Below are 26,565 nucleotides of genomic sequence, written 5' to 3'. Positions count from 1 at the left end.
TGCTGCTCGCCGCTTTCGTCGTCATCGAGCTGCGCACCGAGTCCCCACTGCTGCACCTGCACGTGTTCGGCAACCGCGCCTACGCCGTGGTTGCGATCGCGACGGTCATCGGCATGTTCGCCTTCCTCGCGACCTGTTTCTCGATGAGCATCTGGCTCGGCGCCATCCAGCACCAGAACGCGCTGGTGATCGGTGTGCTGTTCCTCTTCATCCAGGGTCCCGCCTTCGTGCTCGTGCCGGTGGTGTCCCACCTGATCCGCAATGTGCCGGCGCAGTGGATCCTCACCGGCGGCTTCGCCCTGATGGCCATCGGCGGGTTGTGGCCCTCGACCTTCGACGTCCATGACATGAGCTGGACTCGCTTCATCGCTCCCATGCTCATCCTCGGCTGTGGCTTCGCGCTCACCGTCGGCTCGATCACCGCCGTCGCGATCAACACGGTCCCGATCCGGCTCGCGGGCATGGCCAGCGCCACCACGAACCTGTTGCGAGACTTCGGTTTCGCGCTTGGCCCGGTCCTCATCGGCGCGGTGGCCTTCAGCAAGGCAAACGAGTGGATGCTCGAGAAGGTCGGCCCGGCCATCGGCGCCTCCGGACTCGAGCCGCCGTACTCCGACATCGCCGGTGGCATCGCACACGAGGGAGGCGCCATGGCGATCAACTCCATGCCCGTCGTCCCCGGCGCAGGTCCCGACATGCCCCCGGTCCCCATGCCAGAACAGCTCCAGCAGCTCGCCTTCGAGTCTCTTGGCAGCGCCTACAACGCGGCCTTCCTGCTGGCTGGGCTGTGCGCCCTCATCGCTGCGGTCCTGACGCTGGTGGGGCTCATCGGCCACCACGAGCCGTCGGCCAAGGTCGAGAGCGGTGAGTCCGAGGACCTCGTCGCGGTCTGAGCCGCATCACCCGGCACCCATGAGCGGGGACCCCGACAGCCGTCGAGGTCCCCGCTCCGGCGTGGCGATTCGGGTCAAGTTCAGCGCGCGCTGGGCTCGAGCTTGTCCTAGGCTCCGGTCAACTGTCCCAAAAAGGCAGCTGCGTCCGTCCCCAAGCCGGGCGCGCACTGACGCGACAGGTCCTGCAACGGAGCAGGCCGGAGGAGTTGAGATGCGGCACACCAGATCCCGAATCTTCATGGGCGCAGCAGTCGCTGCGGCTACCGCGCTAGTTCCTGCCGTGGCCGCCAACGCGGTCCCGGACGTGGAGGACACCGTCGTCCAACGCACCGATGACCGCCCGGACGACCAGAGCGACGCCCGACGCGCCCTGATCGAGGAGGCTGTCGCCCAGGTCATCAATGGCGAGGCCACCCCAGTGACCAAGGGCCAGGGCCAGGCCGTCCAGGTCTCCCCGGGCCAGTGGGCGCAGTACGGCCTGCAGTCCACCGACAACATCCTGACCTTCCTCATCGAGTTCGGTGACCAGATCGACACCCGTTTCCCGTCGGCCCCGGCCGGCCCGGTGCACAACGAGATTCCGCAGCCGGACCGCTCGGTGGACGACACGACCTACTGGGTCGAGGACTTCAACCGCGACCACTTCCAGGACATCTTCTACGGCGACGGCGAGTCCATGACGAGCCTCTACCGCGAGATGTCGAGCGGGCGCTACACCGTTCAGGGCGACACGTCGGACTGGGTCACCGTGCCCTTCAACGAGGCGAGCTACGGCCAGACCGAGAGCCAGGCCGACATGACCCGCTTCATCCAGGACGGCGCCAATGCCTGGTACGCCCAGCAGCAGGCGAGCGGCAAGACCGACGCCGAGATCACGCAGTATCTGCAGCAGTTCGACCAGTGGGACCGCTACGACTACAACAGGAACGGCAACTTCAACGAGCCGGACGGCTACATCGACCACTTCCAGGCCGTGCATGCCGGCGAGGGCGAGGAAGCCGGCGCCCCGGAGTGGGCGATCTGGTCGCACCGCTGGTCGGTGGGCCAGCGCGCGGCCGGTGGGCCCACCTGGAACCGCAACGGTGGCATCCAGGTCGGTAGCACCGACTTCTGGATCCGGGACTACACGACAGAGCCGGAGAACGGCGGGCTCGGCGTGTTCGCACACGAGTTCGCCCACGACCTCGGGCTGCCGGACCTCTATGACACGAGCGGTGGCGAGAACGGCACGGGGTTCTGGACGCTCATGAGCTCCGGATCATGGATGGGCCACGGTCAGGACACGATCGGCACGACGCCCAACCACATGGGCGCCTGGGAGAAGCTGCAGCTCGGCTGGCTCGACTATGCCACGGTCGCCCACGACGAGGGGGCGACTCTGGTGCTCGGCCCGTCGATGCACGCCAACAAGAAGGGCCAGGCGCTCATCGTCACCCTTCCCGAGGACGCCAACGGCCGCGACCGCTTCTACATTGCTGAGAACCGGCAGTATGCCGGTTACGACTCGACGCTCAGGGTCGGCCCGTACAACTTCGGCTGGCTCGAGACGAAGCCCAACTGGGTGGAGCACTTCCCCTACCAGGACGGGCTGTTGGTCAACTACTGGAACACCGCGGTGTCGAACAACAACACCAGGATCCACCCTGGCACCGGTCGCATCCTGCCGATCGACGCCCGTCCGGCTGCGCTCAGGTGGAGCGACGGCGTGGTGGCCCGCAACCGGATCCAGTCGTTCGACTCGACCTTCGGAGTCGAGCGGACCGACCCGATCTCCCTGCACCGGGAGACGGCGGCTGGCATGACGACGCTGGGTGTTCCGGCCCAGGCGCCTGTCTCGACCTTCGACGACAGCGACCCCGAGCGCTACTACGACGCCGCCAACCCCATGGGTAGCGTCAAGGTCGCCGGCGTCGGCGTCACGATCAGGGTGGTGCAGAGCAACAGCACCGGCAAGATGACCGTCGAGGTCAACGGCGGCTGATCACACACCCACCTCGTCGGCCCGGGCGTCCCACGCGGCGCCCGGGCCGACCCGTGATGAGGAGCAGCATGCACGGCTCGATCACTCATCTCATCGCAGGCGTCCCGGTGTCCGAGCTCGACGCCGCCATTGACTGGTACACCCGCTTCTTCGGGCGACCGCCAGATCTGCGCGCCGGGGAAGAGATCCTCTGGGACATCGACGAGCACGCCACGCTCTTCATCGAGCCGGACGCGGCGCGCGCCGGCGCAGGCAGGGTCACCTTCGGCGTCTCCGGACTCGATGCGCTCCTGGAGCGCCTGGCGGCCCAGGGCATCGACCACGAACCAGTCGAGACGTACACGAACGGGGTCCGCCACGCAATGGTGCCGGATCCGGATGGGAATTCACTGGCTTTCGCCGAGTCCCCGTCGTCGTGACGCCTTCGGAAACGAGGCGGCTCAAACGAAGATGCAGAAGGGATGCCCCGCCGGGTCGGCGAAGACGTAGAGCGGTTCCTCCTCGTCGGCGGAGCGGTCGAGGAGGATCGTGGCGCCGAGCCAGAGCGCCCGATCTCGCTGCCGTGCCAGGGCTGCGGCGTCCGGCACCGTCATGTCGAGGTGGAGCATCTGTCGCTGTCGGGCTGCGTCGCCTGCACCTCCAGTGCCGTGCTCGGGCCGCCATTCCGGGCGGACATAGTCATCGGTCGCCTGGAAGGCGATGCCACGACCGCTCCTCGCATCACCCCGACTGGGGCGCAGCACGAGCCAGTCCTCTCCGCGCGGATCCGGCTCCCGCGGAGCAGGCGGTTCGTCGCCCGGACGATAACTGTAGCCGAGCAGCTGGCGGTAGAACTCAGCGAGCACTCGGGGGTGAGGGCAGTCGAGGACGACCTGGCGAACGACTGGAAACTCATCACTGCCGACGGCAGCCATGTTCGTCATCTGTCGACCCTACGACCACCGGGGTGTGAGGGTGGTTGATGAGCCGGCCAGCGCGACTCGTCCATGGATGCACGTGACCGAGCCCAGCGGCATACGGCATCGTGGTCGCCGAAACGGTGCAACGCTGGGAGGCAGGCGATGAGGCACGACCTGGCTCGCGGGATCGATGCCGGCTACCTTGCAAGAGCTCGTGGCTGGGCACCGCCTCAATGAGGAGGAGGCGGTCCAGACGGCAGTCGATCTGGCCTACACCCTTTCCAAGCAGTCGCATGCCCGCAGCACGTCGAATCGCTCGCCAGCTCAGGCGGCCTTCCGCGCACCTCGACCTCAACGCGGTAGATCACGACCACGACGCCGGTCACGAAGCGCGACAGGCAGCCTCAGTCCGGGATCACGAGGAAGGTCAACAGGCCGAACGTCACCAGGAACCACAGCGTGAGCAACAGGATCTGCACCCAAGTGAATGGCCGCTGAGACTCCTGGTTGTGTAGGTAGGTGATCAGCCAGACCGAGATCGCGGTCGCCACGACGACCAGAAGTCCAGCGAACAGCGGGTCCACGATGCCTCCAGCGGTACTGACCCCATCCTGCCAGCGCCCGGCTCATCGTCCATAGGGTCGGAGGCGACGGCCCGCCCGCGTCGCCAGATCCGGCGGCGTCGCGTCTCCCTGGCCCCACCTTCACGAGACACCAGGGCGCGGCAGGCTCGCCGAACGTGGTCAGGAAGCACGGCCCAGACCATTCCCCCAGTCAACCCCTGAGGGCCGCCCTTCCACCAGCTCGCGACCCCTCCCCGGTCCGAGAAATCAAGGGTTGCACCCCGGACCGCATCATGAACAGGAATCGGCGCATCTCACAGGGGGACCGCGTGAGCGATGAGTCAGCCGATACGCCGGGATTGCAGGTACTCGGAGGCGGCGTCCTCCGGAGCCGCGAGCGGGTTCTCGACATCCAACCGCGACATCTCCTGGGACCCTCGAGGTTGCTCGGAGCTCAGGCGCGCTGTCGCTCCTCCCGCTGCCGGAGCAGAACCTCGACCGCGGTCGGCAGGGTCGACTCGGAGTCGATCAGCTTCGCCCAAGTGGGGGGCCCTGACCCTGGTTCTTGGACACGCTGAATCCCGCATTCGCGGGAGAGAGCGAGATGATCCTGAACCGTGGCCCGCCAGAACTACTCCGAGGAGTTCCGTCGGCAGGCCGTCGACTTGTACGAGTCCACTCCGGGCGCGACGGTGCGTGGCATCGCCGAGGACCTGGGCATCGAGCGGGGCACGCTGCGGCACTGGCTCGAGCGGTACGGGACCGGCAAGAAGACGGCTGCTGACGGGACGTTGACCCGCACCCCTCTCCAGGCCCAGCCTCGGCGGGTCCCGGCTGGCGTGGTGGTCGACGAGACGCCCGAGCAGCAGGCCGCGCGGCTGCGGGCGCGGGTCGCGCAGCTGGAGGCGGAGAACGCCAAGCTGACGACCGAGCGTGAGAAGCACCACGGACTCGAACCCGCTCATCGGCACGTCCGCGCCGGTAACCCCAGGGAACGCGCCGTCGACCTCGCGCAGGGGCGACCTCGCTCCAACGAGGGCCGCAAGCCCGGCTCGTACGCTCCTCGACGAGCGGACCGCGGCCTTCCCGAGCTACGACGGAAACGGCATGTACCTCTCGACGGGCAACGTCCTGTCAACCCGGAGGTCGGGATACTGTTCATCAACTTCGAGCACGGCCATCGGATGCGCCTCGAGGGCATCGCGAGCATCGACCTCGAGGACGTGCTGCGGAACGACTACCCGAGGCGCAGTTCGTCGTCAGCGTTCGCACCCGGTCCGACTGGGCGCGCGACGCACTGCCAGCCGGCGATCCGACCAAGGACCCGGGCAGCCGCGAGGTCCTCGGCCGCCGACGTGCCACTCAGGACGACGAGCCTCAAGTCGACCGGCGGTTACGTCGCCCTGCGGCGTCCTCGGCCACTGAGACACCCCATGGCGGATGAGTCGACCTGCGCGCCATGGACTGCCTGGGCTTTGGTGGGCCTACTGCCGATCGTGCCCCAAGCCCCTGACCAGCGCAAACGTGTAGTTGGCTCGTCCATCCGGGATGCGGAATGGCCAGAATGGACGCCACCGCCGACCAGCACAGGTTCAGTCGTCCGCGGCGCGCCGTGACTCCCGCAGTCGTTGGTAAGCAGCAGATGCGTCGCCGGTGCCCCGCTCTCGAGCCCTGACTGGGATGGGTGTGGGCGCGGGTCATGGGTGCTCGAGTAGTTCCTTGCCGGCAGCCGGTTTTCGACGTTGGTCGCGTTGACCAGCTTGCGGCGATGTCACGAAGCTTGATGTTGCCCTCTTGGCAGACCCGTGTCAGGAACGCGAAGGCGCCGTCCTCGTCGAGTTCGTAGCGGCCCATGAGGGTGCCGATGGCCTGGCCGATGACCTTGCGGGTGTACGGGGCCTGGTTGAGGCTCTTCGTGGCGTCCGGGGCCCAGGGCGAGGGCTGCCTGGGTCGCGAGCAGTTCGGCCATCACCATGGTGTCCGGGTCGAGGGTTTGACTCTGGGTGGAGTAGAGGTTGAGGCCGCCGAGCGTCCTGGCGTCGAAGAGCCGTGGGCCACCTGCGCTCGCAGACCGAGGGCGACGGCGCGTGCAATGAACCGGGGCCGCGGTGGGGTCACCGAGACTCCAGCGTGGTCAACGCCCGGCAGCGAACGCTGGGCCGTTTCGACGATGGCCTGCAACGTTGAGGCGAGGTCATGTTGCGAGGGGATCTGGCGGGCCGCTTCGGCGACGGCGCCAGCGAACTGCTCTTGGGTCGGTGTGCATTTGAGGCTCCGTCGGTGATCGCTAGTCGAATTGCCAAGGCCTCGTCCGCTTGGGCCGCACCGCTTCGAAAAGGGATATCCCCCTTGCTTTTCAGAGTAGGCAGAGAATCGGCTGTCCGCCTCCATGGGGCGCCTATTGCGTCGGATCGAACATTTCCACGAGTGCGAGCGCGAGGACGTGGACGGCCACACCGGCTCGTGCGGCCGCGTCGACCAGTTTCTGCTCGGCCGCTTGGGGTTCCAGCCCACGCGCGCTGACCAGAATCCCGACCGCGTGATCGACGTGGGTCTGGGACTTGAGGCGCCGCGGGGCCTTCGCGGCCTCGCGCCGGGTCGCGAAGGACAGGTCCGCATTGGCCACCGCGCCCGGCGCCCAGGCACCGAACACCGCAGCGAGCGCCTCCACGTGTCCCTCGAAGGTGTCCAACGCCTCGCCATACAGGTTGACCCCACCGGTGACGACACCGTCGCGCCGGAACGGCATCGAGAGGCTGCTGCGGATGCCGGCGGCCGCACTCGCCTGCGCAAACAGCTGCCACTTGCCCTCATCGAGCAGGGACTCGGCGTCGGTGCGGACCGTCTCGCCGTTGCGAACCGCCTCAAGGCACGGTCCGTCGTCGGCGTACTGGACTGCATCGAGGGCGGCAACGTCGACGCCCGTGGCGACATAGGTCAACACCAGATCCTCGGCGACCAAGCCCAAGCTGACACCGACCAGTCCAGGCACCAGCTGCTGGGCAAGTGCGGTCTGCCGCTTCAGGTCATCTCGCAACTGGAGGTCGCCGTACCGCTCGAACTCCAGCAGCGCCTCATGGGTTGCGGGGATTGGTTCCATGGCATCCGCATACCCCGCCGACTCGTGCACCAAGCGTTGGGACGCGGCCGAGTGCCCCGTCAGCCCAGAGGCGGCCCGCACTGTCGTCCTCGTGCTGCACGTACGCGATCTACTGGTGCAGGCGAAGACCGGTGGCGCATGACCTCGGACTCCGCGGAGCGCAGCAGGCTGTCGCGCTCGTGTCCGGCAGCTGTGGCGGCCGGACGGTCACCACCCCAACCCGCGCGCGGCAACCCGGGACGCAACAGCTTCGCTACGGTGTCAGCTCGGTCGGGGTGCCGTGCCACGATCCAGACGCGCGAGCGTGGGCGCCCGGCTTGGCTTCATGGGTTGCCCGCTCTTCTGAGACGTCGACAGGCCGCGCGGCCGGCACGGGGCGGGATCGTCTGAGACACGCATTTCGGCCGCAGACTTGTCTCACGAGGCGCCGGGGTTGCGGCGGCGTGGGGTGCTGACCATGATGCATCCGCCTGGCACGGGAATCATCCGGACGTTCTGCTCGTCGTAGGGCCACTCGTCCTCGTCGACGGGTTCGCGGTTGATCGCACGCTGGACCGGCGGGGGGAGCTGCTGCCGGGCTGGTGGCGGCGGCAGCGGTGCGATTCGGGCGCGTGCAGCGTTGACTGCTCGGGATCCGCGGGTCATGACCGCGCCGCAGGCTGCGCAGGCGGTGCCGCCCGTGTTGACGGTCTCGCAGACGGCGCACCGCCACACCGGTGTCGGCGCGGTCATCGCGAGCGCCGCTCATCGATCCGGGAGACCAGCCGGCCGAGCAGCCCTGGGCCCCGAGGTCTTGCCGTCGGCGCGGGGCCTTCCGGGGTGCCTTCAGTGGGGGCCTTGGAGCGCTTGCCGGCGATGCCCAGGCCCTTGCCGCGCAGCCCGGACGCCGTGGATGGCGCCGCCGCTGGTCGGCCGGAAGGTGTTCCCGAAGCCGCGGGGGGCGAGCGTAGGGGGATCGGTGGTCGGGGAGGGGCGGGGAAGCGGCCCGGCGTGGTGCGGGTGGTGCGGATCCTCATCAGCGTTGCGTGCGCCTGCGTCACGGTGGGCCGGGCGGCGGGATCGAGCAGCATCATCCGCTCCACTAGGTCGCGCACGCTCTCGGGCACCCGGTCCGTGGCCAGACGAAGGCGCTGACCGTGTAGTGCCGCGATCGCGGCCTGCGGGTAGGCGGGGTCGAACGGCGGCAGTGACCCGGTGAGGTATTCGGTGTAGATGAGGCCCAACGCGAAGATGTCCGAGGCCTGGGTGAGCTCGCCGGGGTGGGCGGCACCTTGGATGTAGCGCACCAGCTCCGGCGAGTAGTGCGTCATCGTGCCCACGATCTCCTCGGGAGGCGGGGGCGTGCCGACGATGTAGGAGCTGTCGAAGTCGATGAGCTTGGTCGTGTAGCCCAGCTCGGTGCGCTTGATCAGCACGTTGCTGGGCTTGAGGTCGCTGTGGACGATCTTGAGGTCGTGCAGGATCTTCAGGCTGTGCGCCACCGTCTTCAGCAGCACCAACTGGGCGGGGAAGGCCAACCGCGCCACGTCACCCGGCGCCAGCCCGGCGAGGTCGACCTTCTCGGTCACCTTGTAGTACTTCGCGCCCTCACGGAAGAAGTCGAGGGTGGCGATGAGGTTGCCGCCATAGGTTGTCAATGGGGCCATCGCCACTTGGATGCCGCGGTGGTGCGCCTCGAAGGCGGCGCACCGTTCGCGCTTGCGCGCCTTGGTCCGTGGGCTTCCCGGCGCCGCGTCGTCGGGGTAGGTCGGGCTGAGGAAGCGCTTGACGAAGTAGATCCGCCCACCCTGCTCCGCGAAGGTCCACTCGCTCAACCCGGCGCCGACCACGCGGAAGTCCTCCAGGAGCCGGTAGCCGCGAAGCATGTCACCGGCACGCAGCACGTCAGTTCGTGCCATCACGCTTCCCTCTCGTCCGGTGCACGAAGGTAGCGTTCGTACTCCGCCTTGTAGGCGCCCCAGAGTTGCGCCTGACCGGTGACCTGCCGGCGCCGTGCCTCCTCCAGTGCCTGTTCCGCGCGCTGCACCTCCGCCCCCAGCTGGTCCAGCGGCCGGATCCACCGACGCTCCAGCTCGGTGGTTCGGGCGGCAAACAGCACCTGCAGCTCGGCGTGGTCGGCGCCGACCGCCAGCAGCCCCATGGCTGCATCGTCGCCGGTGACGGCGCCGATCGCGGACTGCATCACCGCCGACCACTCCTCGGCGTCGTGCGAGTCCCGCAGCGCCGCAAGGACAAGGTGCTCGAAGTGCATCGGGCTCCGCAGGTAGCCGAAGCAGCCGTCGGTGGCGGCGATCGCCACAAACGGCGCGTCCAGCTCCACCTCGCGGTGCCGCACCACGAAGTCGGTGTCCGCCGACATCACGTTGCTCACCACCGAGTCCTGGCGCAGGTTGACCATCGCGTCCCCGGCGTCACGGATGTCATCCGTGGTCAGCTGGTGGGCCCCCGTCGCCGGGTCGAAGGCGTAGACCCGCGAGTCACCGCTCCACAGCAGGTGGCCGGTCCAGGGGTCGCCGTCCGAATCGCGGCGCTGCAGGGCAATCAGCGCCATGGTCGTCGGCAGGGCTCGGATCAGCCGCGACCGCAGCCCGCTGGCGGGAGCGTTGAGCTCTCCGAGCGTCTCGACCAGCGCCTGCCTCACCCCGACCTGCAGCTCCCGCGCTGCGCTCGGTCCGTCGAGATTCCACTCCGGGTCGAGCAGGCGCAGCATCCGCGGTTCGACCACATCGCGGGCCACCCGCGACGCGAGGTACGCACCGGTGCGTTGCCCCTTCGGCGTCTCGTAGACGGTGCCACCCGCACCACCCATCCCGTCGAACACGGCCACCAAGCCCAAGTGCCTGCCGTGCCGAACGATGGGGTCGGAGTCCTCCCCCTGTCCGGGGATCTTGGCAAGATTGAACCCCAGCGCGACGCGGGGCCCGGCTGGCGACCGCCTCTCCATGGCCGACCCCTCCAGCTCGTATTCCGGCTCCCATGCCTCCTCGACGGAGCGCGACCCCGCCAACTCGGCTTGGTCGCCGCCCTGGTCCGTCGCGGCGGGGACGTTGCCCGCTGCACTGGACGCGGCAGCCTCCGGGACTGCTGCCGTCGTCCGGTATGCCACCTCGGGGTGGTCCGCCGGGACCTCGGCTTGCGGGTGGTGCTGCTGCTCTGTGCTAGCGGACGGCCCTTGCAATCCCTCGTTCTCGGCCGGGGCCGAGTCCATCGCGGAGCCGGCTTCGGAGGGTGTCTGTCCGATCACACCGAGTTCCCGATGGAATCGATGATCGTGCCGTAGTCCACGTCGGAGAGCCCACCCCCGGCCTGCGACGGATGGTGAACGACGTTCTCCCACACGGAGGATATGTCGCTCCACCCCGGACCGTCCGGCGCGAATAGAATCAGCCGCTTGCTGCTTGAGCCGAGCGTCCCCTGCGCGTCCTCCCACATGTCGGTGAGCGCGCTGAAGTCGGCCGGCACGCGCCCGCGGTAAGCCTCCGGCAGAACTGCGGGGCTGAGCGGCTGGGCCGGCTGGTCGGTCCACACGACGACGACCTGACGCCGCCGGTCGCCGCGGGTCGTCCACGGCGAGGCCATCGCGAGCGAGACCGCCTCCAGGCCGGACTCCGGGGCATCCCCGCCGCCCTCGGCGACAAGACCGTTGACGAAAGCGCTGAACTCCCCCTGGTCGGCGGGCAGCGCGAAGAAGGGCGACTCCTGCATCGCGGCGTCACCGTCCGCCGTGAAGTCGCGGAAGGCCACCACGCGCACCCGCAGCTCATCGACATTCTTGCCCTTGTTGACCAGGTTGTCCTGAACGTCCCCATAGAAACGCAGCGCGTTCGCCTTCACAGCGTCCAGGATCGGCGTCATGCTGCCGGTCACGTCGATGCAAAACACGATGTCAACCGCATAGCTCAGCCCCCGCACCGGCGGAGGCGGGGCGGCCAAACTGGTCTGCGAGCTGTCGCCATCGCCGCCCGTCGGCGCCTCGACCGTGGCGGCCGGCTCCTCCGCGGGCTGCTCGGTCCCGGCCACGTCCATAACCGGCAAGCCCGCGCCCGGCGCGGCGTCCGCTTCGGTGCCGCCCGGCGCAGTGGCGGTCGCCTCTCCGGCGCCGAGTGCCGCCTCCGCGGCTGAGGCGTCAGTGGGTAGGGCATCGGCCGCGGTCGTGTCGGCGCGGGAGTCGGCGGGCGAAGGGGGCGTTGGCGTCTCAGACATTGCAGGTGCTCCAAGCGGTCTCGGGGTTGTACGCCGGAAGGCGCGGTATCCACTACCTACCCGGGCCCAAACCCGGTCAACCGCTCGGCGATGCGCGGGTCCCATCCCTTGGGATATGACCCAAGAGACCGATTGCTCGCCAGTTCGCTGACGACGAGTTTGGAACGCTCGACCGGGCCCAATGTGATGCAATGACGGCAGCTGCGATCTGGGGCCACTGCTGGCACCTCGGCTCGGCGACCACATCCTGTCCGCGCGCCCTGCCTCCTTGCCCAGGGTCCAGTCTCGCAGCTGCGAGGGTGTCTGACGACGCAATTCGGCCAGACCCGGGCGTCCGGTGCTCGGCGCTGCTCCAAGATCTCGGTGGCATCGCGCGAGCGCGTCCATCCGTAGCCGCGCTCTTGTGCATCTTGCCCCCGACGGAACGTATGGCGGATGAGCCGGCTTGTACGCCGGGTTCTGTTCCGCGTCCCCGTTGCCAGTGACGCGGCGACGGCCATCCATCTCGGCCGGCCATTGCTGACCGGCTCCAGCGCCCTACCCGCGCACTCGACCGGGCCGGTCTCGAACGTGCGCTGTCTGGGCTTGCTCCGGGTGGGGTTTACCGAGCCGCCCCAGTCACCTGGAGCGCTGGTGGTCTCTTACACCACCGTTTCACCCTTACCTGCACGCAGGCGGTTTGTTTTCTGTGGCACTGTCCCGCGGGTCACCCCGGGTGGCTGTTGGCCACCACCCTGCCCTGTGGAGCCCGGACGTTCCTCGGCAGGATCTCTCCTGACGCGACCGCCTGGCCGACTCATCCGCCTTCAATCATAGATGCCGTATGCCGCTGAGCTCACACCGCGCCCACCTGACCTCGCGCACGTGGCCGACTCCAGCCACCTACCGCGGGTAGAACGCTCCACGACAAACCCAGGGTTCGCGAACAGACCTCGTCTGCGAGTCGGCGTGACCTGACTCACACCTGGACGCGGGCATCAACGAGCGAGGGCCCTCGTTCGTCCTCATGGAGAACGCGATACACAACTGAACCAGGACATGACCGAGCAACTGAACACCGAGACCGCCCCACCCACCCGCAGAGCGACGTTGCTCGACCTCTCAGTCACCCAGCTCATCGCCGGGTCGTTGGCTGCTGCCACCGCGGCCTTCCTCGGCTCGCGCCTCGGTGTCCTCGGCACCATCAGTGGTGCAGCGATCGGTTCGGTCGTGAGCGCGATCGCAGCGAGCCTCTACACGGCATCGATGACCCGGGCCCGCGAGGCGCTGCGCTGGCGGGAACTGCTCAGTCGACAGGCTCACTCGAAACCGCAGAACGCGCCGCCGCCCACCCCGTCGAGTGTGCAGTCTGCGCCCACCTCGCCGCCCTCGTCGAGTGTGCAGTCTGCGCCCACCTCGCCCTCGTCGAGTGTGCAGGACGTGCCTGTCCGCCCGCCTCGTCGGGTCCTGGCAACCGCCGGCGTACTCTTCGCCCTGGCCATTGCCTTCCTCACCGGCCTCCAGCTCGCGAGCGGAGCCGACGTCACGGGGACGTCGGTGGGCACACGCCGGTCCGCTGGCCAGCTCGAACGGCCTGTGTCCCCCACCAGCGAGGACCCGCCCGGCACCTCACCGAGGGGGCCGGGAGCCACCTCGGAGTCAGCCACGCCGACGCCACAGCCACCGGCCCAGGCCACGACGGACGCCCCGGAGCCGGCGTCCGAGGCCACCGGCACCGCACCTTCCGTCCCCGCGGAGCCCACTCCGACGCAGACCTCCACGGTGGACCCGACGGCCCCGGGAGACCCGGCTCCAAGCCCATCCCCGACCCAGCCGACCCACCAAGTGGCCCCGACGACGCCAGGCGGCTGAGCGGCATACGACCCTGGGCAGCGCTCAGCTGACGACGCTCAGTGCGAGGGTGCCGGTCTCGATCTCCGCGGCGTCGACGCGAACCTGTACGGTCGCTCCCTCGTCCGCGCGACCGGTTGCCTTCGCCACCACGGCGAAGTCGATGAGCTGGACCACGACACCCTTCTCGTTCTGGTCGACGACCACCCCTTCGACGGTCGAGCCGACGCGGGAGCGGAGCTCGGCCGCCTCCACCGCGTCGGTGCAGGCGCGCTCCACTCCCCCGGCCCGGCGGTCCGAGGTCGTCATGACCTCGGGGATCGTCGGCAGCGCCTCGAGTACCCACCGCGGCACCTCGTTGCCCGCTGAGAGCGCCTCGCAGACAACGAGTCCGAACCGGTCGACGAGGCGTCGCAGCGGGGCCGTGACGTGGGCATACGGGTTGGCGACGGCGGAGTGGTTCGGCTGCTCGGGCACTGAGCCGTTGAAGTGCGTGTAACCCGCGCCGCGAAAGAGCGCCGTCGCCTCGTGGATGAGCGCGAGGTGCTTGGGATTCGTCCGGTCGAGTGTCCGGAGGAACTCGCCATAGGCCAGGTCCTTCGCCCACGGCACGCCGGCGGCAGCCGCCTGGCGGCGGAACCGCTTGATGTCTCGCGGGTCCGGATCGGGCATGGTGCGCAGGACGCCGACCTTGCCGCGGAGCATGAGGTCAGCGGCGCCCATTCCGGTCAGCAGAGAGATCTGGGCGTTCCAGTCCTCCGACGCGAGCAGCGGCCGGAAGCTGACCGTGAAGCCACCCTTGCCGTCCTCGGCAACCTCCTGCTCCGGCATCGGCAGGGTTGCGCCACCACGCTTGGCCTCCAACGTGATTCGCTTCTCCCCCACCTCCCTGAGGAGCAGCAGCACCTCCTCGGCGGACCCACCGTCGACCAGCTGCTGCGCCTCGACATAGTCGTAGCGGCGCACGCTGCGAACCATGGCCCGCGCAACGCTGACCTCGACACCCTCGCCGTCGGCTGCGAGGACCATGTCCCAGACGAAGGCCGGACGCACCTGGTCCGGCAGCAGGCTCGCCGCACCCTCGCTGATCTCCTTGGGGTGCAACTGGACTCGCTTGTCCGGACAGTAGATCGTCTGACCGCGGCGGCGGGACTCGGCGTCGATCGCCCCGCCCGGCTGCACGAAGGCCGGCACGTCCGCGATGGCGTAACGGACGCGGTATCCGTCGCCCTTTCGCTCGATGTGCATGGCCTGGTCGAGATCCATCGACGTCGGCGGGTCGAGGGTGATGAAGGGGATGTCCGTCGCGTCGGTCGTCGCCAGATCCGCGCTGCCGGCGGCCCGCATGGCCTCGGCGACGACATCAGCAGGGAACTCCTTCGGCACCTCGAACTCGTCGCGGATCGCCTCGAAGCGTTCGGCGAGAGCGAGTCCCGCCCCGCCCGGCGGCTCTGCTCGGCGATAGACGATGTGTCGCTTGGCCATGACGCAACCCTACGCAGAAGCGGCCGCCCAGCAGCGGCCTAGGCTGTGTCGCGTGCTCATCCTCCTGCCGCCCTCAGAGGGCAAGACCCAGCGTCGCCGCGGCCGGGCACTCGACCTCGAGACGCTGTCCTTCCCGCAGCTGACCGGACTGCGGACCCGCGTCATCGCTGGCGCCGGCGAGATCAGCGCACGCCCGGATGCGCACCGGCTTCTCGGCGTCAGCCCCAACCTGGTGGAGGAGGTCGCCCGCAACACCCGCCTCCGCGTGGCGGCGACGGCGCCTGCCGGAGAGGTCTACAGCGGCGTGCTCTACGAGGCGCTCGGCATCGCGACGCTCGACCCGGCCTCAAAGCGCCGGGCAAGCCGCCGGATCGTCATCCTGTCGGCACTCTTCGGCGCGGTACGCCCCACCGACCGCATCCCGGCCTACCGGCTCCACCCCTGTGTCCAGCTGCCCGACATCGGCGAGCTGACCCGGGCGTGGCGACCCGAGCTGGCGCCCGTCCTCGAGCAGGAGGCGGGGGCCAGGCGCCTCATCGTCGACTGCCGGTCCAGCACCTATGCGTCGATGTGGAACCCGAAGGGTGCACTGGCCGAGCGCCGCGTGCAGGTCACCGTCCCGGGTGCGTCGCACATGGCCAAGCACACTCGCGGCCTCGTCGCCCGGCACCTGGTGCAGTCGGGGGCGAAGCCCCGTTACCCCGAGGACCTCGTCGAGATCCTCTCCGATGCCTTCGACGTGCGGATCACCGAGCCGGAGCGGCCGGGCCGCCCGTGGCAGCTCGCCGCGACGCCCTCGCCTGGTTCGAGGTACCAGCAGGCTCTGTAGGGCCCGGCGAATACCTCCACCGGACGAGGCAGGTCAACCGAGGGCGCGCTTCAGGTCGTCCACGAGGTCGCGGACGTCCTCGAGCCCGACGGAGATCCGGAGCACGCCATCGGTGATCCCCACCGCCGCCCGGGCCTCTGGAGAAAGCCTCCGGTGCGTCGTCGTCGCAGGGTGCGTGACGAGCGACTTGGCGTCGCCGAGGTTGTTCGAGATGTCGATGACCTCGAGCGCGTTCATCACCGCGAACGCCTCGGCCTTGCCACCGTCGAGCTCAAAGGTCACCACGGTGCCGCCACCGAGCATCTGGCGACGGGCCAGCTCGTGCTGCGGATGCGACTCGAGGAACGGGTGCACCACCCGGCGCACCCGCGCGTGCGCCTCGAGGAACCGCGCGACCTCGAGGCAGCTCGCGGCCATGCGCTCGACCCGCAGCGACATCGTCTCGAGACCCTTGACCAGCACCCAGGCGTTGAACGGCGACATCGCGGGTCCGGTGTGCCGCATGAGGTTCTGCACGGGCCCGTCGATGAACTCGCGCGGCCCCAGCACCGCACCACCGAGCACGCGTCCCTGCCCGTCGATGTGCTTCGTCGCGGAGTAGACGACGATGTCGGCGCCGTGCTCGAGCGGCCGGGAGAACACCGGCGTCCCGAAGACGTTGTCGACGACCACCTTCGCTCCAGCCGCATGGGCGAGCGAGCAGACCGCGCGAATGTCGACCAGCTCCTGCATCGGGTTGCTCGGTGTCTCGAAGAACACCGCCGTCGTGGGCTCCGACAGCGCCTCGCGCCACTGGTCGAGGTCCGGCCCGTCGACGAAAACCGTCTCGACTCCCCACCGGGGCAGGATCTCGTCGAGGATGACGAAGCACGACCCGAAGAGCGAGCGCGACGACACGACCCGGTCCCCCTTGCCGAGCAACGCCGCCAGGGCCACCCACACGGCCGCCATGCCGGACCCCGTCGCAAAGGCCGCCTCGGCCCCCTCGATCTGCGCGATGCGGTCCTCGAACATCCGGACCGTCGGGTTCCCGTAGCGGGAGTAGACGAACCGGTCCGATTCGCCCCTGAACGCCGCCTCCGCGGCCTCGGCCGACTCGTAGACGAACCCGGACGTCAGGTAGATGGCCTCGGACGTCTCGTCGAAACCGCTGCGCGCCAAGCCTCCCCGCACCGCGATCGTGTCCGGACGCCACCCGCGTCCCGTGTCGTTCAGCCCTGAACCCACGGCAGTCCCGCGACCTTCCAACCGGCCAGCGAGCGATGGTGCTGGGCGTCGTGGGGTCCCTCGAAGCCCTCGCTGACGTTGTACGACTCGGCCCACCCGGCAGCAGTGGCCGCCTCTGCCGCGGCCAGGGAGCGCACCCCGGACCGACACAGGAAGTAGAGGGGCTGGTCCCTCTCGACGCCAGCGGCTGCCAGCTCATCGACGAAGCGGTCGTTGATGGCGCCGTCCGGGTACCGCTGCCACTCGACGCGCAGGACGGCACGGCCCAGCGATCGCAGGTCGGGCAACCCGACGTACGACCACTCGGCATGGGTCCGCACGTCGACGAGCACGGCTCGCGGGTCCTGCTCCAGGGCGGCCCAGGCCTCGGTGGGGGTCACGTCACCGGCGTAGGTCATGACTCCGAATATCGCACAGTGCCCACTAGGCGAGATGATCCGTCCGATTCGTGAAAGCGATCGACGCCGTGCCGTCCCCCCACACCTCGACGCCGCTCAGGCTGCCGGGTGCCGTCGCGAGGCTCCAGAACCGCTCGGGGCCCAGGCCGAGGACCTCCGCCAGGACGGTGACGATGCCGCGTCGCGTGGTCACGACGACGACCGTCCCCCCGTTCAACCGCAGTCTGCCGTATGCCGCTGAGCTCGCCGCGTCCGCAGGCTCGCTCCCAGCCCTCCCGGGATCCGCCGCCCAGTCCGCGGAGACCTCGACCTCGGTGCCGATGAGCTCCGCAACCGCGCGCCCGGTCTGCTCGGCCAGCGGCTCCGGCGCGGTGACGACCCGGCTGTCCCTGCCGACGAGCGGCCGAACGGCCTCCGCGACTCGCTCGACGGCGCCCTCCGTGGACGGCGTCTGGACGAGGAGCAGCCGCAGGTCCCGCTGGTCCGCCAGGTCGTCGGGGGCGTCCGGCGCGTCGGCGGGCTCGGCCGCCCTCGAATCGTCGGCCTCCACATCGTCGACCCGATCCGAGCCGGCCGGCTGGTCCCGGTGCACACGGCGCACGCTCTCACCGTCCATCGCCAGGTTGCTCAGCGCGTCGGCCGCCTTGTTGAGCTCCCGCGGGATCCACGCGAAATCGACGTTGCCGCCGTTGTCCCTGATCGCCCTGCAGATGGCCTGGGCCTCAAGCGCGAGCGGCCGCATGTTCGGGTGCTTCACCTTGTTGACACCCGTCATCTGCTTGACGATGAGGTCCGAGTCCATGCGCACGCTGATGTCCGCGCCTGGATCGATGTCGAACGCAGCCTTCAGGCCAGCCAGGAGTCCTCGGTACTCCGCAACGTTGTTGGTCGTGGTGCCGAGTGGTTCTGCCAGCTCGATCAATACCTTGCCCGTACGTGCCTCCCGCACCACCGCGCCGTAGCCGGCCACGCCCGGGTTCCCTCGTGAACCGCCGTCGGACTCCACGATGAGGCCACGGCGACCAGGTCGACTCACAGGCCTGACTCACCCGTCCGGATCATGATCCGGCGGCACTCCTCGCACCGGATGACCTCGTCCTCCGCGGCCCGCCTGATCCGGTCGAAGTCGACATTGTTCAGCTCCAGGCGGCACCCGCCACACCGGCGCTGGCGCAGCTCCGCGGCTGCGATGCCGCCGCTCTGGGCCCGGATCTTCTCGTACAGCCCGATCAGCTCCTCGCCGACCCCGGCGACGATGTCCGAGCGTCCGGAACCGACCTGCTGCGCCTCCGCCTCGAGGTCGGCGAGGACCGTGGCGTGCTCCTGCTCGAGACTCGCGAGCCGGTCGGCGACCTCGGTGCGGGTGCGCTCGAGCTCGGCGACCCGCTTCGTCAGCGTCTCGGCCCGCTCCATCACCTCGATCTCGATGTCCTCGAGCTCGGACTGGCGCCGGGCGAGTGAGACGAGCTCGTGCTGGAGTGCAGCGAGGTCCTTCGCGCTGCCCTGACCGGAGTCGAGCCTGGCCTGGTCACGTGCTGCGCGGTCGCGAACGAGCTGGACGTCCTGCTCCGACTTGGTCAGCTCGCGCTGGACGTCGCCGACGGCGGTGCGGGCATTGACGAGCTCGGTGTCGACCGCGGCCAGCTCGCTCCGGGCCGCGGCGATCGCGGCGACCTGGGGCAGGTTCGCCCGGGCATGGGCGATCTGGTCGAGCCGCGTGTCGATGGCCTGCAGGTCGAGCAGACGCCACTGGCGGGACGGATCGGCTTTCAGGACACACCTCCAGGTGAGTCCGCATCGGTGCTTGCGGAGTTCGCTGCGACCACGAAGGTCCACGGCTCGGTGCGGATGGACGAGATTCTCGACTCGACCCTAGTCGGTGCGGACGGGTCCTCCCCCAGCTCCGCCAGAAGGCGACGCTCGGCGCTCGCCAGCCACAGCGACTCAGTCGCCCAGTGACCGGCGTCGATGAGGTAGGGCGGCCCGCCGCGGGCCTCTTCACGGGCCTCCAGCACGGGGTGGTGACGCAGGTCGGCCGTGACGTAGACGTCGGCGCCGCTGGCCCGCACGGCGTCGAACTGGTCATCGCCGGAGCCGCCCATGACCGCCACCGACCGGACCGTCCCCGCTGGGTCACCGCTCACGCGGATGCCGCCCGCGGTCGGCGGCAGGGCAGCGGCGACGGCGTCCGCGAACTCAGCCAGCGACGCAGGCGGGGAGAGCTCGCCGACCCGCCCAGCGGCATACGGCCCGATGGTGGTCAGCGGGCGCTGGGAGGTGAGCCCAAGTGCGTCAGCCAGCACGGAGGAGACCCCCGGGTCGGCGACGTCGGCGTTGGTGTGGGCGACATAGAGCGCGATGTCCGAGACGACGAGGTGCGTCACGGAGGCACCCTTGGCACTCGTCGTCGCCACCGAGTGGACGCCGCGGAGGAGCAGCGGATGATGCGTGACGAGCAGGTCGGCGTCCCAGTCGCGCGCCTCCTCGATGACGGCGAGCGTCGGATCCAGCGCGAAGGCGATGCGACGCACGGGCTGGTCGAGATCGCCCGTCACGAGGCCGACCCGGTCCCAGTCGGCGGCGCTGTCCTGCGGATAGAGCCGCTCCAGCGCGGCGACGACCTCGCGCAGCGTCAGGTCACCCATGGTCGCTGACCTGCACCGACGCCTCCTCATGCCTTCTGTCTGCGTGAAGGAGACTACTCGGTGTCCGCACCGCAGCGGCGTGGGTTCGGCGGCGGCGCGGTGAGGCAGATCCCGAGCGCCAGGGCTAGGTTCGTGCCCATCGACTCCTGCGGGAAGGAATCCCATGACCGGCCGGATCGTGGTGGGCATCGACGGCTCGGAACAGAGCCGCTACGCGCTCGAGTGGGCAGTGGCCCGAGCACGTCTGGGCGGCGAGGAGCTCGAGCTGCTCCATGCCTACAGCTTCACTCCGCCGATCGACTTCTTCGGCTACCACGGCGCCGCAGCCGGCCAGCAGGTGGCCTGGTTCATGGAGTTCTCCGAGGAGGTGCTCTCCGCCGCCCAGCAGCGCGTCCGTGAGCTGGCTCCCGAGCTGACCTGCACCACGACCTCGAAGCTGGGCCACCCCGCGGTCATGCTCGCGGAGGCATCAGCGGCCGCAGACGTCGTCGTCGTCGGCCGCCGCGGCCTGGGAGGCGCTGCGAGCGTCCTCATGGGTTCGGTGAGCAACCGGCTGCCGGTCGAGTCGAAGGGCCCCGTGGTCGTCGTCGGGGACGATGAGCCTCCCACAGGGGGCCCGATCGTCGTGGGCGTCGACGACTCACCGTTCGGCACGAACGCGCTTCGGTACGCGCTGGCCGAGGCGGCCGTGCGCAAGACCCGCGTGAGAGCCGTCGCCGCGTACGACCTCACGGACCAGGCGATCCAGGGAGACCCGGAGCTCGTCGCGCGGGCGCGGGCGGATGTCGAGGCCGACGCGGAGGGCACGATCACCCGGGCGCTCGGGGAGCTCCACGGGATGGGCGCCGCGTCGGTGGGCGTGGACCGAGTCGCGGTGGAGGGCCGCGCGGCCGACGCGATCCTGGCTCATGCCGACGATGCGCAGCTGGTCGTCGTCGGTACGCACGGCAAGGGCCTGGTCCGTCGGGCGCTGCTCGGGTCCGTGAGCCGGCAGGTCCTCAACGATGCCGACCGGCCGGTCGCCATCGTCGATCTTCCCGACAGCTGACTCGGGTGGGCCCGGCCGGTCTCGAACCGACGACACCCGCGGTGTAAACGCGGTGCTCTACCAACTGAGCTACAGGCCCTCAGGACGCGGGGCGCCACCGTGACGCTCCCTCATCCGGCGGACCATTGTGTCAGGAGTTGGAGACCGCGCCAGTCGCCGGCCGTCCCGGACCCGAGCCGAGCAGCTGGGTGGTGCCTCTCCGCGCCATGAACTGTCGCCGAAGCGCAACTCCGGGCATCTCCCCAAGGTGCCGGTCGAGGCGGCATGATGAGGCGCCATGAGCACCCGGCGCCGTCGTCCGCGTTGGTCCGAGCTGCGCCCTCTCGTCCGGATCGAGCCGCCGCGTGTCGGCTCGGCCGAGCGTCGGGTTGCGGCGGCCGCGACGATCGCAGACCTCCGGAGGATCGCCAAGCGCCGCACGCCGCGCTCCGTCTTCGACTACGTCGACGGCGCGGCGGAGCAGGAGATCAGCCTCCGCCGGGCGCGCGAGGCCTTCCTCCGCGTCGAGTTCCGGCCCCGGGTCCTGCGCGACGTGAGCGAGGTGGACGCGAGCCGGGTCGTCGTCGGCAGCCGGAGCAGCCTGCCGCTCGTCCTCGCCCCCACGGGCTTCACCCGGATGATGCACTACGAGGGCGAGCGAGCCGTGGCGCGAGCCGCAGCCCGTGCCGGCGTCCCGTACGCCCTGTCCACCATGGGAACCGTGTCGGTCGAGGACCTCGCGGCCGTCGCACCCGATGCAGAGCGCTGGTTCCAGCTCTACCTCTGGCGGGACCGCGAGGCATCGCTCCAGCTCATCCGGCGCGCCCGGGAGGCCGGCTACTCGGCTCTCGTGCTGACGGTCGACACGGCGGTCGCCGGGCGGCGCATCCGGGACGTGCACAACGGCCTCACCGTCCCGCCGTCGCTGACCCTGCGCACGCTGGCGGACATGTCGATCCACCCGTCGTGGTGGTTCAACCTGTTGACGACCGAGCCGCTCGAGTTCGCCTCGCTGACGCACTCGGGCGGCACCGTGGCCGAGCTGGTGGATCGGATGTTCGACCCGTCCGCGTCCATGGCCGAGCTCGCGTGGCTGCGCGACCAGTGGCCGGGCCGGATCGTCGTCAAGGGCATCCAGGATCCTGAGGACGCCCAAGCCGTCGCGCAGCTCGGCATCGACGGCATCGTCGTGTCGAACCACGGGGGTCGGCAGCTCGACCGGGCAGTCACCCCGCTCGAGGTGTTGCCGCAGATCGTCGAGGCGGTCGCGGGCCGGACCGAGGTCCTGCTCGACACCGGGATCATGGACGGCGCCGACATCGTCGCGGCCGTGGCCAACGGGGCCACCGGCTGCCTCGTCGGCCGGGCGTACCTCTACGGGCTCATGGCGGGTGGAGAGCGCGGCGTCGACCGAGCGTTGAGCATCCTTCGGGACCAGGTCACCCGGACCATGCGCCTGCTCGGCGTGACCTCGCTCGACGAGCTGACCCCCAGCCATGCGATCATCCGCCCACGGGATCGGCAGACCGACGTCGCAACCACGTGACAAGCACCGGTCCGTCCCGGCCGGTGCCAAGATCGCAGTCAGATCGTTCTAGGAGGAAAACTTGCGTACCAATCTCTCTCGTATCGCCGTCACCGCGACGGCGATGCTCGCCCTCACCGCGTGCGGCGGCAACGGCGACGGCGGTGACGACGGCCAGACCGGTGCGGCCGGCGGGCTGACGGGCCAGGGGTCCGGCGATTCGTGCACGATCTCGAGCACGATCCCCGTCGGCGCAGCGCTCAGCCTCACGGGTGCGGCGGGCAGCTACGGCACCTCCCAGCAGAAGGGGCTGCAGCTCGCCGCCGAGCAGCTGAACGCCAAGGGCGGCGTGAAGTACGACGTCAAGATCGAGGATGACCAGACGGATCCGAGACAGGGCATCACGGTCTTCGAGGGTTTCGTCAACGGCGACAAGAGCGTCATCATCGGCCCCACGCTGTCCAACACCGCCTTCCAGGCGCAGCCCATCGCCCAGGAGGGCAAGACGCCCGTCCTCGCCATCTCCAACACGGCCTCGGGCATCACCGAGCAGGGTGACTTCATCTTCCGCGACTCCCTCACCGAGGCACAGGTGATCCCGCAGACGGTCAAGAAGGCCAAGGAGAAGTACAACCTGGCCAAGGTCGTGGTCATGTACAGCAATGACGACGCCTTCACCGAGTCGGGCTTCAAGGTCTTCGAGGAGGCGCTCAAGGCCGAGGGCATCCAGAACCTGGAGACGATCACCTTCTCCAAGGCCGACACCGACTTCCGGGCCCTGTTGACACAGGCCAAGGGACAGAACCCGGACGCCCTCGTCGTGTCCGGGCTCATCGAGGCGGCCATCCCGCTCGTCACCCAGGCCAGGGAGCTGGGCATCACCGTCCCGATCATCGGCGGCAACGGGTTCAACAACCCGAAGCTGATGGCCGACGCCGGCGAGGCCGCAGAGGGCGTCGTCGTGGGCGCCGCGTGGAACTCGGCGTCAGAGAACGAGCTCAACACGGCCTTCCTCAAGGACTTCCAGGCGAAGTTCAACGCGGCTCCCGACCAGTTCGCCGCGCAGGCACATGCCGGGCTCGTGCTCATCGACCACGCCGTCCGGTCAGGCTGCTCGGGCGAGCGCGAGGCCATCCAGGAGGGGCTGACCAAGATCAGCAACGTCCCGACCGTGCTCGGCGACGTGTCCATCAACGCGAACCGGGACGCGGAGCACCCGGCGGTGGTCCAGGTCGTCCAGGACGGCAAGTTCGCCGTGCTCGAGTGATCGCAGGCCGGGTCGGGCGGCTGGGCCACTCCCAGCCGCGCGGCCCGGCCAACCATTCGCTTCCGGACCACGAAGGACCCCCATGCAGCAGCTCCTCAATGGCGTGTTCATCGGATCGATCTACGCGCTGTTCGCCATCGGCTTCACCCTGGTCTTCGGCATCCTCGACCGACTGAACCTGGCCCACCCGTCGGTGTTCGCGGTCTCTGCCTTCATCGGCATCGAGCTCGTCGCGGATGGGGGCCTGTCCATCTGGCTGGCACTGCCCATCGTGCTCGTCGTTGGGGCGGTGCTCGGGCTCATCATCGAACGGCTCGCCTTCCGGCCGCTGAAGAACCGGCCCGATGCGCACTTCGCGGGGCTGATCTCCTCCATCGCGCTTGCCGGGATGTTCATCGCCCTGTTGCAGTGGCGCTACGGCCCCGACACACGCCGCTTCCCCGCCGGGTCGTTCCCGGAGACGCCGATGCAGTTCGCCGGCGTCTCCGTGACCGTGCTCCAGGTGGCGATCCTGCTCATCTCGGTCGTCCTCATGGTCGGCCTCAGCTGGCTGGTCGCCCGGTCTCGGCTCGGTCGGGCCATGCGCGCCATCGCCGAGAACCCGGGGGCCGCCCGCGTCCTCGGGGTCAACGTGGACCGGGTCACCGCGGTGACCTTTGCCATCTCATCGGCCCTCGGCGCCGTGGCGGGCGCCCTCTTCGCGATGAACGTCAACTCGGCCCAGCTCGGGATGGGCTCGGCGATCGAGCTCAAGGGGCTGGCTGTCATCATCGTCGGTGGCATGGGATCGCTGCCCGGCGCCCTCGTCGGCGGCTTGATCCTGGGTCTGGCGGAGGTCTTCGCCGTCCAGTACATCGGCAGCTCATGGCGCGACCTCATCGCGTTCGGCCTCCTCTTCGTCATCCTCCTCGTACGTCCGCAGGGCCTTTTCGGCAGCCGGAAGGTGCGGGAGGTCTGATGGTGACCGATGCGACCCTGACCTTCGTCGCACTGGGTGCGATCTTCGCCTACTCGTTCTATGCCGTCCTCGTGGCGGGGCAGCTCAGTCTCGGCCAGGCCGGCTTCGCGTCGCTCGCTGCCTTCACCGCGGCCACGCTCGCGCCCAAGCCGAGCGAGATCGGCGAGGTGCCGGCCCTGCTCATCGCCATCGTCATCGGCATGGTCGTCGGTGCCGCAGCCGCCGTCGTGCTCGGCCTGCCGACGATGCACCTGCGGGGCGTCTTCCTGGCCATCGCGACGCTCGCCTTCGCGGAGGCGGTGCGCATCCTCATCCTCAACCAGGAGTGGACGGGAGGTGCGCAGGGCATGCCCGTGCCCAAGGTCCTCACCCCGGGCATGGCGTGGATCATCCTGGCGGTCGTCGCCTACTGGTTCGCCAGAATGGGCCGCTCCCGCTACGGTCGCGCCCTCGAGGCGATCCGCGAGGACGAGCTCGCGGCTCGCGCCATGGGCATCGACGTGGGCCGCCACCGGCTCTCCGCGTTCGTCACCGCCGGCGCGGTCGCCGGCCTCTATGGCGTCCTCTGGGCCTACTACGTGCGGCTCATCGCCCCCGAGGACTTCGGCTTCACGGCGGCGATTGATGGTCTCGTCACGGCTGTCGTCGGCGGCTCGACGATGTTCGTCGGACCGCTCCTCGGCAGCGGGTTCCAGACCCTCGTCCCGGAGATCCAGCGAGCGCTCGGCGTGGAGGCCGGCTGGATCAGGCCGTTCGTCGCAAGCACCCTGCTGCTCGTCATCATCCTCTTCCTCCCAGGCGGCCTGGCCAGTCTCTTCCGGCGCCGCCTCCGGATGCCCCGGAAGCCAACGACGACCGGCCGGGGCCTGCGCAGCCGCAGTCACCCCGCACCCGGTGAGCTGCTCGCCGGCCTCGAGGGCCTGAGCAAGGAGTACGGCGGCGTCCACGCCGTCCAGGACGTGGACCTCGAGCTGCGCAGTGGAGAGGTCCTCGGCCTGATCGGCCCGAACGGCGCCGGCAAGACGACCCTGGTCAACATGATCAGCGGCCTCACCCCGCCGACGTCCGGCCGGGCCACGGTCCTCGGCACGGAGGTGGGTCGGGTCCCGGTCCACCGGGTTGCACAGGCCGGCGTGAGCCGAACCTTCCAGCACTCCAAGCTGTTCAACCGGCTGTCGGCGCTCGAGAACGTCCTCGTCGGCGGTCACCTCGTCAGCCGGCCGACGTTCCTCCGCCGGCTCCTGTGGCTGCCCGCGGCTCGCCGCGACGAGGCGGCTGCGCTGGAGCACGCGGCGCAGTGCCTTGACCGGGTCGGACTTGCCGACCTCGCGGGCACCCGGGCGTCCGCCCTCTCCTACGGTGACCAGCGCCGCCTCGAGATCGCGCGGGCGCTGGCGTCGGACCCGACCCTGCTCATCCTCGACGAGCCGGCCGCCGGCATGAACCACGTCGAGGCGAGTCGGCTCTCCGACCTGATCAGCTCGCTCGCCGCAGACGGCCTGACCATCCTGCTCATCGAGCACAACGTCGGGATGGTCCTCAGCACCTGTGACCGCATCGTGGTGCTCAACTTCGGCAAGGTGATCGCGACGGGCACGCCGGACGAGATCGCCTCCGACCCAACGGTCATCGAGGCCTACCTCGGCTCTGCCGACGACGCCCATCCGACCGATCGCACCGAGCGGAGCCACTCGTGAGCCAGACCGACCCCGCCGCGGCCGCCGGCACCGAGACG

Annotated in this window: 23 protein-coding genes, 1 tRNA gene, 1 other RNA gene and 3 pseudogenes; 12 read left to right on the top strand and 16 right to left on the bottom strand. The window is 69.5% G+C overall.

Annotation, left to right across the window (positions count from 1 at the left end):
- From VJN29_RS04585 to VJN29_RS04575, 3 genes and pseudogenes are all read left to right on the top strand, one after another.
- Nucleotides 1–893: pseudogene (locus VJN29_RS04585) on the top strand (MFS transporter); the annotation flags it as partial.
- Between the two features lie 211 nt (nt 894–1,104).
- Entirely contained in the window at nt 1,105–2,874 is a 1,770-nt protein-coding gene (locus VJN29_RS04580) for an immune inhibitor A domain-containing protein (RefSeq protein WP_324142398.1), read from the top strand.
- Between the two features lie 68 nt (nt 2,875–2,942).
- Nucleotides 2,943–3,293, top strand: a complete 351-nt coding sequence (locus tag VJN29_RS04575) for a VOC family protein (protein WP_324142397.1) — start codon at nt 2,943–2,945, stop codon at nt 3,291–3,293.
- 21 nt (nt 3,294–3,314) lie between these two features.
- Here VJN29_RS04575 and VJN29_RS04570 read toward each other — a convergent pair whose 3' ends face one another.
- Both VJN29_RS04570 and VJN29_RS04565 read right to left on the bottom strand, forming a co-directional pair.
- A complete protein-coding gene (locus tag VJN29_RS04570; RefSeq protein ID WP_324142396.1) occupies nt 3,315–3,797 on the bottom strand; it encodes a VOC family protein in 483 nt (160 codons plus the stop codon).
- A 380-nt stretch (nt 3,798–4,177) separates the two neighbouring features.
- A complete protein-coding gene (locus VJN29_RS04565; RefSeq protein ID WP_324142395.1) occupies nt 4,178–4,357 on the bottom strand; it encodes a hypothetical protein in 180 nt (59 codons plus the stop codon).
- Between the two features lie 596 nt (nt 4,358–4,953).
- On the opposite strand from VJN29_RS04565, the pseudogene VJN29_RS04560 reads away from it, so the two are divergent.
- Nucleotides 4,954–5,322 (top strand): annotated as a pseudogene (locus tag VJN29_RS04560) (transposase); the annotation flags it as partial.
- Nucleotides 5,323–5,713: 391 nt separating this feature from the next.
- Here VJN29_RS04560 and VJN29_RS20350 read toward each other — a convergent pair.
- Both VJN29_RS20350 and VJN29_RS04555 read right to left on the bottom strand, forming a co-directional pair.
- Nucleotides 5,714–6,232 (bottom strand): annotated as a pseudogene (locus VJN29_RS20350) (ANTAR domain-containing protein); the annotation flags it as partial.
- A 502-nt stretch (nt 6,233–6,734) separates the two neighbouring features.
- On the bottom strand, nt 6,735–7,436 hold the full coding sequence (locus VJN29_RS04555; protein WP_324142394.1) for a GAF domain-containing protein: 702 nt from the start codon (nt 7,434–7,436) through the stop codon (nt 6,735–6,737).
- Here VJN29_RS04555 and VJN29_RS04550 point away from each other — a divergent pair.
- Nucleotides 7,435–7,578 carry a hypothetical protein gene (locus VJN29_RS04550; RefSeq protein ID WP_324142393.1) on the top strand — a complete coding sequence of 48 codons (144 nt, stop codon included), beginning with the start codon at nt 7,435–7,437 and terminating at the stop codon, nt 7,576–7,578. The genes VJN29_RS04555 and VJN29_RS04550 overlap by 2 nt on opposite strands.
- 275 nt (nt 7,579–7,853) lie before the next feature.
- Here VJN29_RS04550 and VJN29_RS04545 read toward each other — a convergent pair whose 3' ends face one another.
- The 5 genes from VJN29_RS04545 to rnpB all read right to left on the bottom strand — a co-directional run bounded on the left by VJN29_RS04545 (nt 7,854) and on the right by rnpB (nt 12,438).
- Nucleotides 7,854–8,168, bottom strand: a complete 315-nt coding sequence (locus VJN29_RS04545; RefSeq protein ID WP_324142392.1) for a hypothetical protein — start codon at nt 8,166–8,168, stop codon at nt 7,854–7,856.
- Nucleotides 8,165–9,334, bottom strand: coding sequence for a protein kinase domain-containing protein (locus VJN29_RS04540; RefSeq protein WP_324142391.1), 1,170 nt, complete (start codon nt 9,332–9,334; stop codon nt 8,165–8,167). The genes VJN29_RS04545 and VJN29_RS04540 overlap by 4 nt, the downstream gene beginning before the upstream one ends.
- Entirely contained in the window at nt 9,334–10,644 is a 1,311-nt protein-coding gene (locus VJN29_RS04535; protein ID WP_324142390.1) for a hypothetical protein, read from the bottom strand. The genes VJN29_RS04540 and VJN29_RS04535 overlap by 1 nt, the downstream gene beginning before the upstream one ends.
- Nucleotides 10,645–10,676: 32 nt before the next feature.
- Complete coding sequence (locus tag VJN29_RS04530; RefSeq protein WP_324142389.1) at nt 10,677–11,456, bottom strand: vWA domain-containing protein; 780 nt, start codon at nt 11,454–11,456, stop codon at nt 10,677–10,679.
- Between the two features lie 615 nt (nt 11,457–12,071).
- An RNA gene (rnpB, locus tag VJN29_RS04525) (RNase P RNA component class A) lies at nt 12,072–12,438 on the bottom strand.
- 239 nt (nt 12,439–12,677) lie between these two features.
- On the opposite strand from rnpB, the gene VJN29_RS04520 reads away from it, so the two are divergent.
- The gene (locus tag VJN29_RS04520; protein ID WP_324142388.1) at nt 12,678–13,490 is read left to right on the top strand and encodes a hypothetical protein; all 813 of its coding nucleotides are present in this window, start codon (nt 12,678–12,680) and stop codon (nt 13,488–13,490) included.
- A 24-nt stretch (nt 13,491–13,514) separates the two neighbouring features.
- On the opposite strand, the gene VJN29_RS04515 is transcribed toward VJN29_RS04520, so the two are convergent.
- Nucleotides 13,515–14,954 (bottom strand): RNB domain-containing ribonuclease, encoded by a 1,440-nt coding sequence (locus tag VJN29_RS04515; RefSeq protein WP_324142387.1) that lies wholly within the window; start codon nt 14,952–14,954, stop codon nt 13,515–13,517.
- Between the two features lie 52 nt (nt 14,955–15,006).
- On the opposite strand from VJN29_RS04515, the gene VJN29_RS04510 reads away from it, so the two are divergent.
- Nucleotides 15,007–15,783: a peroxide stress protein YaaA gene (locus VJN29_RS04510; RefSeq protein WP_324142386.1), complete on the top strand. Its 777-nt coding sequence runs from the start codon at nt 15,007–15,009 to the stop codon at nt 15,781–15,783.
- A gap of 33 nt (nt 15,784–15,816) precedes the next feature.
- On the opposite strand, the gene VJN29_RS04505 is transcribed toward VJN29_RS04510, so the two are convergent.
- From VJN29_RS04505 to VJN29_RS04485, 5 genes are read right to left on the bottom strand one after another with little or no spacing between them, the layout of a single operon-like run.
- Complete coding sequence (locus VJN29_RS04505) at nt 15,817–17,010, bottom strand: O-succinylhomoserine sulfhydrylase (RefSeq protein ID WP_324142385.1); 1,194 nt, start codon at nt 17,008–17,010, stop codon at nt 15,817–15,819.
- The gene (locus tag VJN29_RS04500) at nt 16,995–17,408 is read right to left on the bottom strand and encodes a rhodanese-like domain-containing protein (protein ID WP_324142384.1); all 414 of its coding nucleotides are present in this window, start codon (nt 17,406–17,408) and stop codon (nt 16,995–16,997) included. Before VJN29_RS04500 ends, VJN29_RS04505 begins: the two co-directional genes overlap by 16 nt.
- A 25-nt stretch (nt 17,409–17,433) precedes the next feature.
- Nucleotides 17,434–18,444, bottom strand: coding sequence for a reverse transcriptase-like protein (locus VJN29_RS04495; protein WP_324142383.1), 1,011 nt, complete (start codon nt 18,442–18,444; stop codon nt 17,434–17,436).
- Nucleotides 18,441–19,244, bottom strand: coding sequence for a zinc ribbon domain-containing protein (locus tag VJN29_RS04490; RefSeq protein ID WP_324142382.1), 804 nt, complete (start codon nt 19,242–19,244; stop codon nt 18,441–18,443). Before VJN29_RS04490 ends, VJN29_RS04495 begins: the two co-directional genes overlap by 4 nt.
- Nucleotides 19,178–20,053: a Nif3-like dinuclear metal center hexameric protein gene (locus VJN29_RS04485; RefSeq protein WP_324142381.1), complete on the bottom strand. Its 876-nt coding sequence runs from the start codon at nt 20,051–20,053 to the stop codon at nt 19,178–19,180. The genes VJN29_RS04490 and VJN29_RS04485 overlap by 67 nt, the downstream gene beginning before the upstream one ends.
- 163 nt (nt 20,054–20,216) lie before the next feature.
- Here VJN29_RS04485 and VJN29_RS04480 point away from each other — a divergent pair, with 163 nt between their 5' ends.
- Nucleotides 20,217–21,101: a universal stress protein gene (locus VJN29_RS04480; RefSeq protein WP_324142380.1), complete on the top strand. Its 885-nt coding sequence runs from the start codon at nt 20,217–20,219 to the stop codon at nt 21,099–21,101.
- Nucleotides 21,102–21,107: 6 nt separating this feature from the next.
- Here VJN29_RS04480 and VJN29_RS04475 read toward each other — a convergent pair.
- Nucleotides 21,108–21,180 (bottom strand) — tRNA-Val (locus tag VJN29_RS04475).
- A gap of 198 nt (nt 21,181–21,378) precedes the next feature.
- Here VJN29_RS04475 and VJN29_RS04470 point away from each other — a divergent pair.
- From VJN29_RS04470 to VJN29_RS04455, 4 genes are all read left to right on the top strand, one after another.
- Complete coding sequence (locus VJN29_RS04470) at nt 21,379–22,626, top strand: alpha-hydroxy acid oxidase (RefSeq protein ID WP_324142379.1); 1,248 nt, start codon at nt 21,379–21,381, stop codon at nt 22,624–22,626.
- Nucleotides 22,627–22,687: 61 nt separating this feature from the next.
- Nucleotides 22,688–23,872, top strand: a complete 1,185-nt coding sequence (locus VJN29_RS04465) for an ABC transporter substrate-binding protein (RefSeq protein ID WP_324142378.1) — start codon at nt 22,688–22,690, stop codon at nt 23,870–23,872.
- Between the two features lie 82 nt (nt 23,873–23,954).
- A complete protein-coding gene (locus VJN29_RS04460) occupies nt 23,955–24,830 on the top strand; it encodes a branched-chain amino acid ABC transporter permease (protein ID WP_324142377.1) in 876 nt (291 codons plus the stop codon).
- Complete coding sequence (locus VJN29_RS04455) at nt 24,830–26,527, top strand: branched-chain amino acid ABC transporter ATP-binding protein/permease (RefSeq protein WP_324142376.1); 1,698 nt, start codon at nt 24,830–24,832, stop codon at nt 26,525–26,527. The genes VJN29_RS04460 and VJN29_RS04455 overlap by 1 nt, the downstream gene beginning before the upstream one ends.
- The last annotated feature ends 38 nt before the right edge of the window (nt 26,528–26,565 follow it).

The sequence above is a fragment of the Intrasporangium sp. genome (genome assembly GCF_035280925.1).
GTDB lineage: Bacteria > Actinomycetota > Actinomycetes > Actinomycetales > Dermatophilaceae > Intrasporangium.
Note: the sequence above shows the minus strand (reverse complement) of the source record. Positions and strands in the feature narration are given on the sequence as shown.